This window comes from Mycobacterium sp. M26 (assembly GCF_001494595.1).
Taxonomy (GTDB): domain Bacteria; phylum Actinomycetota; class Actinomycetes; order Mycobacteriales; family Mycobacteriaceae; genus Mycobacterium.
Genome location: NZ_LN929908.1, coordinates 1,613,358 through 1,625,172 on the forward strand (window position 1 = coordinate 1,613,358; position 11,815 = coordinate 1,625,172).

Consider the following 11,815-nt stretch of genomic DNA (forward strand, 5'->3'; position numbering starts at 1 on the left):
CGGTGGTCTGCTAAATTATGGCCGTGACGTCGACGTTCCAGCGGGCCCGCCGGCCCGAGCAGATGGCCGCCCGGCGGACGGCCATCCTGGCCGCCGCGCGCGAGGCGCTGGCCGTCAGCGGTGTCGACGGCGTCACATTGCGCGATATCAGCGAACGCGTGGGGCTGGCGAAGTCCAATGTGCTGCGCTACTTCGAGAGCCGCGAGGCGATCTTCCTGGAGCTGCTCGACTCGGAGTGCCGGTCCTGGCTCGTCGAGCTGGATGAGCGTCTGGGTGCACCACAGCCGCGAAAGCCGAACTACGACAGCGAGATCCGGGTCGCGGCCGTGATCGCCGAGACACTGGTGGAGCGGGCTCTGCTGTGCGAGCTGCTCGGCGCGATGGCCGGGGTGCTCGAGCGCAACATCTCCGCCCAGTTCGCTTTGGACTTCAAGGTCCGGGCCATGCAGACCATCGGTGAGCTGTCGGCCGTGGTGGGCAGGCAACTGCCGTGGCTGGCCGAGGAGTTCCTCGGATTCATCGGGGAGGGCATCCTGACGCTGGTCGCCGGGATGTATCCGTTCTCGGTGCCGACCGAGCCGGTGCGCCAGGCCGTCGAGGAACTCGGCTTTCCCGACCCGGCATGCCGGTTCGCCGACGGGCTGCAGGCCGGGCTGACGACCTGGCTGATTGGGGCGGCGGCGCAGAGCCCGTCGTGACACACTTGGCGGCCATGAAGGGCAGCTGGTCGGCCTCCCGGATCATGGCCATCACCGGAATCCTCGGCATGGTCGTCGGCGGGGTCGGGTTCATCATCGTCATGGTGCTCAATGCCTTCGTCCTCGACGAGTTCGATGCCTACGGCGAGATCCCGATCCCCGGCTCCGGTCAGATCGAACTGCCGGCCGGCGAGGTGCAGATCAGCTTTCACACCTCGGTGACCGGATCGCCGTCAGGCAACTTCCCGGTGCCGGCCCTGAAGCTGAGCATCATCCCACCGGAGGGCGCCCCCGACCCGGTGCTGACCGAAAAGCCCAGTGGGACAACGACGGTCAACAGTGATACCCACCTGCGAATCTGGATCGCCCAGGTGGACACCGCGGGCGTCTACCAGATCAAGACCGGCGGCGACGTCAACGGTTACATCAACCCGAGGCTGGCGTTCGGTCACGAGAGCGACTACGACTTCCTGCACTGGGTGTTCCTCGCGGTGTTCGGGGTGGGGTTGCTCGACGTGATCCTGTCGCGGGTGTTCAAGCGGCTGCACAACAGCGGGTCGCAGGGGGTGGGACTGCAGGAGATGCCGACTGCCCTGTCCCCGCCGGTGGACCCGTTCGCCCCCACTGACCAGGGCGTTCGTCTTGAGCAGCTGAAAACCATTGCGGCCCTGCGAGACTCGGGTGCGCTGACCGAGGCCGAGTTCGAAGCGGAGAAGCGGCGAATTCTGCGGGGATAGCGCGGCCTACACTCGGCGCTGTGAAGGCTGTCAGCTGTGTGCAGGGAACATTGTCGGTTGTCGAGATCGCCGCTCCGCGGCCCGCGGACGGGCAGCTGGTGCTCGACGTGCGAAGCTGCGGGATCTGCGGGTCTGACCTACACGCCAAGGACCATGCCGACGAGTTGGCCGGGATCTTCGAGGAGACCGGTTATCCGGACGGCATGCGCGGCGACACCCCGACCGTCTTCGGACACGAGTTCTCCGGCGAGGTGGCCGAGCGGGGGGCCAAGACGCCGAAGGCCTTCAAGGTGGGCACCAGGGTGGTGTCGTTCCCGATGGTGCGGGCCCACGGTGGTGTCCAGCTGACCGGGCTGTCCCCGCTGGCACCCGGTGGTTATGCCGAGCAGGTCCTGGTCGAGGCGGCGATGACCTTCGCGGTGCCCAACGGGCTGTCGATGGACGTCGCGGCCCTGACCGAACCGATGGCGGTGGCGTTGCATGCGGTGCGACGCGGCGAGGTCACCAAGCGCGATACGGCCATCGTGATCGGCTGCGGGCCGGTCGGGCTGGCGGTCATCTGCCAGCTCAAGGCCAGCGGCGTCGAGACGATCGTCGCCAGCGATTTTTCGCCCGGCCGGCGCGCTCTGGCCGCCCGCTGCGGTGCCGACATCGTGGTGGACCCGAAGGTGGAGTCGCCTTATGACCGGGCGTCAGGCAAGGGGGTGGTGACTGACTTCTCCGGCCTGACCGACCTCGCGGTCGGGTCGATGGAGAAGCTGCGCAAGCTGCCCGGGTGGCAGCACGTGTACCGCATCGCCGATGCGCTCGGTGCCGCTGGACCCAAGCGCCCGGTGGTCTTCGAATGCGTCGGCCTTCCGGGGATGATCGACGGAATCATCGCCGCCGCGCCACTGGGCTCACGCGTGGTCGTCGTCGGCGTGTGCATGAGTCCCGACACGTTCCGACCTGCGCTGGCCGGCGGCAAGGAGATCGACCTGCGCTTCGTGTTCGCCTACACGCCATTGGAATTCCGCGACACCCTGCACATGCTGGCCGACGGCAAGCTCAACGCGTCACCGTTGATCACCGGCAAGGTGGGCCTGGCCGGGGTGGCTGCGGCGTTCGAGGCGCTGGGGGATCCGGAATCTCACGCGAAGATTCTGGTGGACCCCCGCAGCGCTGCGACCACGCCCTAGTGGCCTCTGGCGACCCAGTCGTCGTAGTTGACCAGCTCGTCGCCGATCCGGGTGGTGTCACCGTGGCCGGTGTACACCACGGTATCGGCGGGCAGTTTGCCGAGCTTGTCCTTGATCGACCCGAGGATGGTCGGGAAGTCCGAGAACGAGCGTCCGGTGGCACCGGGGCCGCCCTGGAACAGGGTGTCCCCGGAGAACACCGCACCCAGTGCCGGTGCGTAGAGGCAGGTTGAGCCGGGGGAGTGCCCCGGGGTGGCGATCGCGTGCAGCTCGATGCCGTCGGCCTTGAGCACCTGACCGTCCTCGATGGCGCGGAACTGCTTGTCGCCGTGGGTCATCCGCCAGAGCATGTCATCGGCCGGGTTGAGCAGGACGGGTGCGTCGAGGTCCGCGCTGAGCTGCGGGGCGACGGTGATGTGGTCGTTGTGGCCGTGGGTGCAGACGACCGCGACGACGTGCCGGTTGCCGACGGCATCCTCAATGGCTTTGGCGTCGTGCGCGGCGTCGATGACGATGACCTCCTTGTCGTCACCGACGATCCAGATGTTGTTGTCGACTTCCCAACTGCCACCGTCGAGTTCGAAGGTGCCGTGGGTGACGAGCCGCTCGATGCCACTCACAGGACGACCACCGAACGCAGCACTTCGCCGGCGTGCATCTTGTGGAAGGCGTCCTCGATACCTTCCAGGCCGATGCGCTCGGAGACGAACTTCTCCAGGGGTAGCCGGCCCTGGCGGTAGAGGCTGATCAGGGTGGGGAAGTCGCGCTCGGGCAGGCAGTCGCCGTACCAGGACGACTTCAGCGCCCCGCCGCGGGAGAAGAAGTCCACCAGCGGCATCTCCAACTTCATGTCCGGCGTCGGAACACCCACCAGCACAACGGTTCCGGCCAGATCGCGGGCGTAGAAGGCCTGCTTCCAGGTCTCCGGACGGCCGACCGCGTCGATCACCACGTCGGCGCCGAACCCGTCGGTGAGGTCCTGGATGGTCTCGACGACGTCGAGCTCCTTGGCGTTGATGGTGTGGGTGGCGCCGAATTCGCGGGCCCAGTTCAGCTTGGTGTTGTCGGTGTCGACGGCGATGATCGTACGGGCCCCGACCAGAGCCGCACCGGCGATGGCGGCATCGCCCACGCCACCGCAGCCGATGACCGCGACGGTGTCGTCACGGCCGATATGCCCGGTGTTGACCGCGGCGCCCAGACCGGCCATCACGCCGCAGCCCAGCAGGCCCGCGACAGCGGGGTCAGCCTCGGGATCGACCTTGGTGCACTGACCTTCGTGCACCAGCGTCTTGTCGGCGAACGCGCCGATGCCCAGCGCCGGGGTGAGCTCGGTGCCATCGGTCAGGGTCATCTTCTGGGTGGCGTTGAAGGTGTCGAAGCAGTACCACGGACGGCCGCGCTTGCAGGCGCGGCACTGGCCGCAGACCGCGCGCCAGTTGAGGATCACGAAGTCACCGGGGGCGACGTTGGTGACGCCGGGGCCGACGGCTTCGACGGTGCCCGCGGCCTCATGGCCGAGCAGGAAGGGGTATTCGTCGTTGATGCCGCCCTCGCGGTAGGTCAGGTCGGTGTGGCAGACGCCGCACGCGGTCACGTCGACTACGACTTCACCCGGACCGGGGTCGGGGATGATGATGTCGACGAGCTCGACGGGCTGCTTCTTGGATCGAGAAATCACACCGCGCACTGTTTGACTCATGAGTCAAACCTTAGCGTGAGTCCGCCGGAATGCCGCATGCCAGTTCCAACCAGCGATACGGTTGAGGCTTGCTTGCCGTACGACTCGAAACCCAGCCTGATCTCCTCGCCGCCGCCCGCGCCGCTTACCGGGAGGGCGACTGGGAGAACAGCTATGCCGCGTTCTCGCGGGCCGGTGCGGTCGGTCCGCTGAGCCTCGACGACCTTGATGCGATGGCCGTCGCGGCCTGGCGGTTGGGGCACGGCCGAGAGGCGGTGCGCGTCGCGGAGATGGTCTATGTGCGGCTGGTCAGAACCGATCCCGGGGCCGCGGCGGCCAAGGCTGTCGAGCTGGGATCGGCGTGGCTGGCCCGCGGGGACGTGGCTGTCGGACAGAGCTGGATCAGCCGGGCCCGCGGCTTGCTGGGTAGTGCGCCCGACGGCCCGGCCGTGGTGCGGCTGACGTATCTGGAGACCGTGGTCGCGGTGCTGACCGATCACGCTGAGGGGGTGGCCGAGCGATCGGCGGCGCTGCGCGGGGTGTCGCGGCCGTTCGATGCGGCGGTTGAGGGCGAGCCGGTAGAGGCTGCGGCGCGGCGGGCCCGCGGGGAGGCGTTCTACGAGTTGGGCGAGGTGCGCCGGCGGCGCGGGGATGTCGACGGCGCGTTCGCTGCATACGCCAGGGCCCGCGAACTCGGGGTGGATCCGCAACCCGGTGAGGCGCTGCTGCGCTGCGCACGCGGCGACGTGGACTCTGCGCGCGAGCATGTGCAGGCGGCGCTGGCCGAGGCTGACCCGCGTCACCGGCTGCGGCTGATTCGTGGCGCGGCTGAGATTGCCCTTGCCGCAGGTGATCTGGATGCCGTGGCAGGTTATCTGCGCGAGCTTGACGAGGCCGGATCGCCCGATGTGGTGCTGCGTGGGGCGCTGCTGGCGTGCCGGGGCCACTACCGCGATGCGACTGTCGCTCTGCGGGCGGCGTTACGTGACCCGCGGGTCAACGGGGTGGAGTACGAGGTCGCCGAGGTCTACCGCTGGATGGCGGTGGCACACCGGGGACTCGGCGCCCGGCTGGGCTAGCCTCACCGGATGCACACGCCACTCGACGTCATTGCCGACTGGCCGGTGCCCGCGGCGTCGGCCGCCGTGGTCGGACCGGCCGGGGTGCTCGCCCGGTATGGCGACCTCGATGCCTCGTACCGGCTGGCGTCGGTCACCAAGCCACTGGTCGCCCGGGCGGCGCAGGTTGCGGTGGAGGAGGGGGTGGTGGAACTCGACACCCCGGCAGGCCCGCCCGGGAGTACGGTCCGCCACCTGCTGGCGCATGCGTCGGGGCTGGCCATGCACTCGGCCGAGGTGATGGCCGAGCCCGGCAAGCGGCGGGTGTATTCGAACTACGGGTTCACTGTGCTGGCGGAGACGATCGAGGCGAACTCGGGGATCGAGTTCGGGCAGTACCTCACCGAGGCGATCTTCGAACCGCTGGGGATGGCGTCCTCGGGATTGGCTGATGGCGCGGTCGCGGCCGGCTATGGGGCGGTGTCGACGGTCGCTGACCTGGCGGTATTCGCCGGCGACCTGCTGGTGCCGCGGACGGTGTCGGCCTCGATGCATGCCGAGGCGACCAGCGTGCAGTTCCCCGGACTGACCGGCGTGCTGCCCGGGTTCGGGGTTCAGCGGCCCAACGATTGGGGGCTCGGCTTCGAGATCCGCGACGGGAAGTCGCCGCACTGGACCGGGGCGGGCAACTCGGCGCGGACGTTCGGGCATTTCGGCCAGACTGGCACGTTCATCTGGGTGGACCCGGAGCGGGCATTGGCCCTGGTAGTGCTCACATCGCGGGACTTCGACGAGTGGGCCAAACCGTTGTGGCCGGCGTTGTCTGATGAAGTTCTGAGAGAGTACGGCACCGACTAGCGCAACAGGCGCCTCACAAGGCACAATAAACACGCACGAAACAACTGCATCTTCTGCACACACCAGGTCGTTGGGGAAGACGTCCCTCGTGGAGCCGAAGGAGCAAGTTATGCGTGCGTCGAACCAGTTCGCCGACGCGACGACTGGCGTGGTGTATGTCCATGCCTCGCCCGCGGCGGTGTGCCCACATGTCGAGTGGGCGTTGTCGTCGACCCTGAATGCCAGGGCGAATCTGAAGTGGACCCCGCAACCGGCCATGCCTGGCCAGCTGCGCGCGGTCACCAACTGGGTGGGCCCGGTGGGTACCGGTGCCCGGTTGGCGAATGCGCTGCGCTCGTGGTCGGTGTTGCGTTTCGAGGTCACCGAGGACCCCAGTGCGGGCGTGGATGGCCAGCGGTTCTGCCACACCCCGCAGCTGGGTCTGTGGAGCGGATCGATGAGCGCCAACGGTGACACCATGGTCGGCGAGATGCGCCTGCGAGATCTGATGGCCGCCGGCGCCGACACCTTGGCCGCTGAGTTGGATTCGGTGCTCGGCACCGCGTGGGACGACGCGCTGGAGCCCTATCGCGATGGTGGCGACAGCGGCGAGGTCAGCTGGCTGAGCCGCGGGGTCGGCTGAGCCGCGGTCAGAACGGCGGCGGTGCGTTGCGTTCCGCGACCCGTGCGTCATTGAGTGCGCGTTCGCGGCTGATGTAGCGGGCCCGGTTCTGGGCCCGGGTTCGTCGCCGGGTCGGCATCATCAGGGTGCGGGCACGCGATGGATCGACTTTTCCCGGTGGCGGCAGCGAACTCGTCGTGGTGTTCCACTGCGGGAGAAGTAGCCGGCTGCCCGGTGTGGTCAGGTAGACCCTGCCGGTCGGAGACGTCCACTCGACAGTGCCGTCGGGGAACTGCACATCGGACCATCCGTCCCAGAACGTCTTGAGCAAGTGGTCTTTTCGGCACATGCACTTGAGGTTGGACGCATGGGTCGGGCCGAATGGCCACGGGATCGTGTGGTCGATATCGCAGAGTTCGGCCGGCACGTCGCAGTTCGGGAATCGGCAGGTGAGATCGCGGAGGCGGACGAACTCCGCCAAAGCCGCCGACGGGCGGTAGCCCGACTCGGGCTCGTCGGCGGGCCTGCGGATGTTCCGCACCCGGGCGCCGCCACGGATGTACTCGGCCAGCAGCGGTGTCGGAACGACCCCGCCGCGACCGGTCAACGTCGCGGTGCCTGTCTGCCCCGGCGCGTCATCGTCGGCATCGACATCCTCGCCGGACATCGCTGGATCCGGGGTGAGGGTGGTGACGTCGGCATCGGTGATCACATGGATCACGACGCTGCCGGCGCGTCCGTCGTCGTCGGCCGCCGGGCAATCCGGTGCGCCGCACTGGCAGGCCAGCCGATCCGACCCGGCCGCCAGGGCGCCGAGTGCGTCCGCTCGGCGTTGCCCCGTGGTGCGCGGATCGTCGTCGCAGACACCGCGGGCCATTTGCATGAGGCGGCGGTCGAGCAGGGCGGCGTCGGTGGCGTAGAGGCGGCCGCGCACTGAGGTCGTCCCGCCCGCATCATTGCGTGAGCCGAATTCGACGTCGCGATCCCTTGCCCGCGAACGGGTCTGATGCAGTGCGCCAGGATCGATCCGGTCCACCCAGGCATCGACGGCCTTCTCCAGCTTGTACGCCGACAGCACGCCCCACGAGCGGGCGTGCTCGGCGATCGCGGAGTCGATGAGGTGAAGGGCCGTGCGGTCCTGGATCAGGTCGGTGCGGTCGGCGATCGCGGCGCACACCCGGTAGCTGATGAGGCCTTCCAGAAACAGGTCGGCGACCTGGGGCAGGCGGTGGCGCAGCGAGAGACCGAGGAACATGTCACCGGAAGCGCGGCCCCGGCTCACCCCGAGGGCGGCGCCGATCTCGGCGGCAGCGGCATCCCACGGGTCGCAGGCCCAGTAGCCGCGCTCGTCATCGCCGCAGCGCCTGCGCACCAGTTCGCTGATCGCCGCGACGCGCCTGGCGGCAGTCCTGGCCTCCTCGCGGGCGAGGTCCGCGATCGCCGTCACGACGTCGGCGTCGCTGGCGAATCGAAGACCATTATCGAACATGTGTTCGAGTATGCCAGATGGGTCTGACAAGATGTGTTCGCGCGACGATCTGGTAAGTGACCTGCGACGTGACGAGTTCGCTGACGGGCGCGAAGCCGAGGCTGCGGGTGAGGGACAAGCTTCGGGTGTTCCAGGACTGGACGGCCGCGCGCACCGTCTTGCTTGGGAATCGCTCCTCGACGAAACGCAGGACGATGGCTCCGAACTGCTGACCGTTGCCCCGGCCGGTGAGGTCGGGACGCAGTCCGAGACCGAGATCGACCGTGTCCTTCTCTTCGGTCATCCCGGCTACTCGCGCGGCCGCTCCGGTGCAGAGGAAACCGACGGGCCCGGAGCCGTCCTCGACAACGAAGTACAGGGGGAGCTGATCGAGGAAGGCGGACACCGACGGCTGGTCGTATACCGCCCAATCGCCGTCGTAGCGCCACCCCGCGACGAGTTCGGCGTCCGCGGCCGTCATCGCCCGCACACGAGCGCTCGGCCACTGCACCATCGAATCCACCTGAGACCCCCTCTCGACAATGGGGTACCCCAACACTAGTTTCCGGTCCGCGGTGACCGTATACGGCCTAGCCTGCAAATATGCTGCACCTGCGCGTCGAGCGGACCATCGCGGCGCCGCCGGAACGAGTCTTCGACTGGCTGGCCGATCCGGTGAACCTGACCGCGACGCCGCTGATCTTCCGGGCTGGTTGGTCCGCGCCGACCGTTGAGCCGGGGGTGGGTGCGGTTCGCGAGGCGGTGGCGGTCTCGATGTGGCTGCGAGAGGAGATCACTGCGTTCGATCGGCCGCACGGATACTCCTACCGCATCATCCGATCGTTCCCACCGATGCACCATGACGGTGGGAGCCTCACTCTCACCCCCACCGCCGCCGGAACTCACGTGGTGTGGGTGAGCGATCTGGCCTATCCGCTGCGGGCCGGCGGGCGACTCACCGAGGCGATCGCCGCGCCGCTTTTGCGGTCCGGGTTCTCGTCCATCCTCGCGGGCTGCGCAAAGGCGCTCGAGGGCTAGGCCGGAACGAAAATCTTCAGCGCGCCGGGCACCGCCGAGATCTCGGCGGGCAGCGGGCAGACGTAGTCACCGTCGGCGTAGGCGTTGATGCCGGGGCACTCCACGGTCACGGTCCGGGCCCGGTCGACGGTCACCTCGTCGAGGTTGACGTGGGTGCCCTTGAACACCGTGGGGAACAACCGGATCAACCGGGTCCGCGATTCTGAGTGCACCATCGTGATGTCGAGCATCCCGTCAGAGTGGTTGGCGCCCGGGCAAATCTGCATCCCACCGCCGTAGCTGCGGGTGTTGCCGAACGCCGCCAGCGTGAGTCGGGTGTTGATCTCTCGCTCGCCGTCGAGCACCATCCGGAACGGCAGCAGCCGAAGCTTCGACAGCTCGGCCACCATCGCCAGGTTGTAGCGCATCCGCCCGTGCGGCCAGCTCATCCGGTTCACCCGGTCGCTGACCAGCGAGTCGAAACCCGTTGCCGCGACGGTGCCGAACCACGTGCTGCTGCCGTCGACACCCTTGATCAAACCCAGGTCGACAGTCTCGAGACGTCCGGCCGCGATGATGTCCACCGCGCCTTCGGGATCGCTTGTCGGCAAACGGTATTCGCGTGCATGGTCATTTCCCGTGCCGGCCGGCACGATCCCCAGCGGAATCTCGGTACGCGCCACCGCCTGCAGCGCCAGCCGGATCACCCCGTCACCGCCCACCACGACGAGTGCGTCGGTGTCCTGGCTCAGCGCCTCGTCCACCAGTTCACGGGCATGGGCGGCGTCACGGCCGACAACCTGGACGACATCGATTCCCAACTCCTGGAACCGGGCCACCGCCCGCTCCGAGGCATGCGGGGCATTGCCATGCCCCGACATCGGATTCGTCAGCAGCGTGACATGGCTGATCATGGAATCAGCTTGCCCGGGTTCAGGATTCCGGCCGGATCCACCGCCTGCTTGACGGCCTGCAGCACCTTCACTCCGAGTTCGCCGACCTCGGCGGTCATCCACGGACGGTGGTCGGCACCCACCGCGTGGTGATGGGTGATCGTCGCTCCGACGCGCGTGATCGCCTCGCAGGCAGCCACTTTCGCGGCCCGCCACTGCTCGGTGACATCTCCGCGCTGGCCCGCCACGACAGTGAAGTACAGCGACGCTCCGGTGGGGTACACATGCGAAATGTGGCACATCACCAGCGCCGGTGTGCCGCTTTCGGCCAGCGAGGTCGTCAGCGCCTCCGTCACCGCCGCCTTCAGCACCGGAAGATTCGACCACGTGGTCGCTGTCTCGAGCGTTTCGCACAGTGCCCCGGCCGCCAGCAGCGAGTCGCGCAGATAGGGGGCGTCGAAACGGCCGTGCTCCCAGGCGCGTGCCGGGCCTTCACCCAGCGACGTCCCGCCGTTGGCCTCCAGTACCGCCCGGGTCTCGGCGTGCCGGCTCTCGGCATGCTCGGGGGTGCCCTCGAACACCGTGATACCCAGGCAGCCGCCGGTGATGGTCTGCTCGCCGATGCTGCCGGTGGTGGCAAGGTTGACGCCGGTCTCGGCCTCGTCGGACAGCCGCATCACGGTCGGGCCGGTGCCGGTCTGGGTCACCGCGCGCAGGGCCGCGGCGCCGGTGCTGAAGTCCGGGAACGACCATGCCTCGTAGCGCACCGCCGCCGGAACCGGGTGCACCCGCAGCCGGACCCGGGTGATGACGCCGAAGACGCCCTCGGATCCGGAGAACAGCTCACGCAGATCCGGCCCGGCCGCGGTCTCCGGCGCCCGGCCGAGGTCGAGAACGCCGACCGGCGTGACGACGGTGAGTCCGCGGATCATGTCGTTGAACCGGCCGTACCCCGCGGAGTCCTGTCCCGAGGACCGGGTGGCCGCGTACCCGCCGATGGTGGCGAAGCGGAAGCTCTGCGGGAAGTGTCCGAGGGAGAAGCCGCGCTCGCCGAGCAGTCGCTCGGCGTCCGGGCCGGTGACGCCCGCCCCGAGTTCGGCCTCGCTGGACGTCTCGTCGAGCCAGTGCAGTGCGTCGAGGCGTCGCAGATCCAGGGAGATGACCGAACCGAACTGTCCGCGGATCGGATCCAGACCGCCGACCACACTGGTGCCGCCGCCGAAGGGGACCACGGCGATGCCGTGCTCGGTGCAGTACGCCAGCACGGCGGCGATCTGATCCTCATCGGCGGGCAGCAGCACCGCGTCCGGCGCATCCTGGTGAGTCTGCTTGCGGCGCAACAGGTCCAGCGTGGACTTGCCGCCGGCGTACAACAGACGCTCACGGTCGGCGGTCCGCACATAGTCTGCACCGACGATCGCGACCAGGCCCTCCCGGTCGCTGGCCGGCAGTGACGACGGCCGCAGCACGACCTCGTCGATGCTCGGGGCTGCCACGGTGGAGGTGGTCACTCCCAGGGCCTGCTCGAGCAGGCTACGAATGCCGTCGGACAGCGGTTTGGCCGCTTCCGGGTCGCCCCAGGCGTTCCACGCCATCGGCGGAATGAGGGTCTTCTGGCCATCGTCG

General features: G+C 68.5%; 13 protein-coding genes. 7 read left to right on the plus strand and 6 right to left on the minus strand.

The window, feature by feature from the left end; genetic code table 11:
* Window positions 1–17: 17 nt before the first annotated feature.
* The 3 genes from BN3385_RS16960 to BN3385_RS16970 are packed head-to-tail and all read left to right on the plus strand — an operon-like array spanning window position 18 to window position 2,613.
* Complete coding sequence (locus tag BN3385_RS16960; RefSeq protein ID WP_231748752.1) at window positions 18–698, plus strand: TetR/AcrR family transcriptional regulator; 681 nt, start codon at window positions 18–20, stop codon at window positions 696–698.
* Window positions 699–712: 14 nt separating this feature from the next.
* On the plus strand, window positions 713–1,435 hold the full coding sequence (locus BN3385_RS16965) for an SHOCT domain-containing protein (protein ID WP_082690730.1): 723 nt from the start codon (window positions 713–715) through the stop codon (window positions 1,433–1,435).
* 20 nt (window positions 1,436–1,455) lie between these two features.
* Window positions 1,456–2,613 (plus strand): zinc-binding dehydrogenase, encoded by a 1,158-nt coding sequence (locus tag BN3385_RS16970; RefSeq protein ID WP_059018339.1) that lies wholly within the window; start codon window positions 1,456–1,458, stop codon window positions 2,611–2,613.
* Here the strand turns inward: BN3385_RS16970 and BN3385_RS16975 are convergent.
* Together BN3385_RS16975 and BN3385_RS16980 are read right to left on the minus strand one after the other, a co-directional pair.
* On the minus strand, window positions 2,610–3,233 hold the full coding sequence (locus tag BN3385_RS16975) for an MBL fold metallo-hydrolase (protein WP_059018340.1): 624 nt from the start codon (window positions 3,231–3,233) through the stop codon (window positions 2,610–2,612). The genes BN3385_RS16970 and BN3385_RS16975 overlap by 4 nt on opposite strands.
* Window positions 3,230–4,315, minus strand: a complete 1,086-nt coding sequence (locus BN3385_RS16980; protein WP_059018342.1) for an S-(hydroxymethyl)mycothiol dehydrogenase — start codon at window positions 4,313–4,315, stop codon at window positions 3,230–3,232. Before BN3385_RS16980 ends, BN3385_RS16975 begins: the two co-directional genes overlap by 4 nt.
* Window positions 4,316–4,383: 68 nt before the next feature.
* On the opposite strand from BN3385_RS16980, the gene BN3385_RS16985 reads away from it, so the two are divergent.
* The 3 genes from BN3385_RS16985 to BN3385_RS16995 all read left to right on the plus strand — a co-directional run bounded on the left by BN3385_RS16985 (window position 4,384) and on the right by BN3385_RS16995 (window position 6,832).
* Complete coding sequence (locus BN3385_RS16985) at window positions 4,384–5,373, plus strand: tetratricopeptide repeat protein (protein WP_059018344.1); 990 nt, start codon at window positions 4,384–4,386, stop codon at window positions 5,371–5,373.
* 9 nt (window positions 5,374–5,382) lie between these two features.
* On the plus strand, window positions 5,383–6,210 hold the full coding sequence (locus tag BN3385_RS16990; protein ID WP_059018345.1) for a serine hydrolase domain-containing protein: 828 nt from the start codon (window positions 5,383–5,385) through the stop codon (window positions 6,208–6,210).
* Window positions 6,211–6,319: 109 nt separating this feature from the next.
* Window positions 6,320–6,832, plus strand: coding sequence for a DUF3145 domain-containing protein (locus tag BN3385_RS16995; RefSeq protein ID WP_059018347.1), 513 nt, complete (start codon window positions 6,320–6,322; stop codon window positions 6,830–6,832).
* Window positions 6,833–6,839: 7 nt separating this feature from the next.
* Here BN3385_RS16995 and BN3385_RS17000 read toward each other — a convergent pair whose 3' ends face one another.
* Window positions 6,840–8,300, minus strand: a complete 1,461-nt coding sequence (locus BN3385_RS17000; RefSeq protein WP_059018349.1) for an HNH endonuclease signature motif containing protein — start codon at window positions 8,298–8,300, stop codon at window positions 6,840–6,842.
* Window positions 8,290–8,760, minus strand: coding sequence for a GNAT family N-acetyltransferase (locus BN3385_RS28675; protein ID WP_197415227.1), 471 nt, complete (start codon window positions 8,758–8,760; stop codon window positions 8,290–8,292). The genes BN3385_RS17000 and BN3385_RS28675 overlap by 11 nt, the downstream gene beginning before the upstream one ends.
* A gap of 122 nt (window positions 8,761–8,882) precedes the next feature.
* Here BN3385_RS28675 and BN3385_RS17010 point away from each other — a divergent pair, with 122 nt between their 5' ends.
* Complete coding sequence (locus BN3385_RS17010) at window positions 8,883–9,317, plus strand: SRPBCC family protein (RefSeq protein ID WP_059018354.1); 435 nt, start codon at window positions 8,883–8,885, stop codon at window positions 9,315–9,317.
* Here BN3385_RS17010 and BN3385_RS17015 read toward each other — a convergent pair.
* Window positions 9,314–10,210: a diacylglycerol kinase gene (locus BN3385_RS17015; protein ID WP_059018356.1), complete on the minus strand. Its 897-nt coding sequence runs from the start codon at window positions 10,208–10,210 to the stop codon at window positions 9,314–9,316. The genes BN3385_RS17010 and BN3385_RS17015 overlap by 4 nt on opposite strands.
* Window positions 10,207–11,784 carry an FAD-binding oxidoreductase gene (locus tag BN3385_RS17020; RefSeq protein ID WP_082690731.1) on the minus strand — a complete coding sequence of 526 codons (1,578 nt, stop codon included), beginning with the start codon at window positions 11,782–11,784 and terminating at the stop codon, window positions 10,207–10,209. Before BN3385_RS17020 ends, BN3385_RS17015 begins: the two co-directional genes overlap by 4 nt.
* Window positions 11,785–11,815 lie beyond the last annotated feature (31 nt).

What these genes read in the sequence shown, in the direction of transcription:
- BN3385_RS16960 (WP_231748752.1), top strand. Translation starts at nt 18, where the DNA reads ATGGCCGTGACGTCGACGTTCCAGCGGGCCCGCCGGCCCGAGCAGATG.
- BN3385_RS16965 (WP_082690730.1), top strand. Translation starts at nt 713, where the DNA reads ATGAAGGGCAGCTGGTCGGCCTCCCGGATCATGGCCATCACCGGAATC.
- BN3385_RS16980 (WP_059018342.1), bottom strand. Translation starts at nt 4,315, where the DNA reads ATGAGTCAAACAGTGCGCGGTGTGATTTCTCGATCCAAGAAGCAGCCC.
- BN3385_RS16990 (WP_059018345.1), top strand. Translation starts at nt 5,383, where the DNA reads ATGCACACGCCACTCGACGTCATTGCCGACTGGCCGGTGCCCGCGGCG.
- BN3385_RS16995 (WP_059018347.1), top strand. Translation starts at nt 6,320, where the DNA reads ATGCGTGCGTCGAACCAGTTCGCCGACGCGACGACTGGCGTGGTGTAT.
- BN3385_RS17000 (WP_059018349.1), bottom strand. Translation starts at nt 8,300, where the DNA reads ATGTTCGATAATGGTCTTCGATTCGCCAGCGACGCCGACGTCGTGACG.
- BN3385_RS28675 (WP_197415227.1), bottom strand. Translation starts at nt 8,760, where the DNA reads ATGACGGCCGCGGACGCCGAACTCGTCGCGGGGTGGCGCTACGACGGC.
- BN3385_RS17010 (WP_059018354.1), top strand. Translation starts at nt 8,883, where the DNA reads ATGCTGCACCTGCGCGTCGAGCGGACCATCGCGGCGCCGCCGGAACGA.
- BN3385_RS17015 (WP_059018356.1), bottom strand. Translation starts at nt 10,210, where the DNA reads ATGATCAGCCATGTCACGCTGCTGACGAATCCGATGTCGGGGCATGGC.
- BN3385_RS17020 (WP_082690731.1), bottom strand. Translation starts at nt 11,784, where the DNA reads ATGGCGTGGAACGCCTGGGGCGACCCGGAAGCGGCCAAACCGCTGTCC.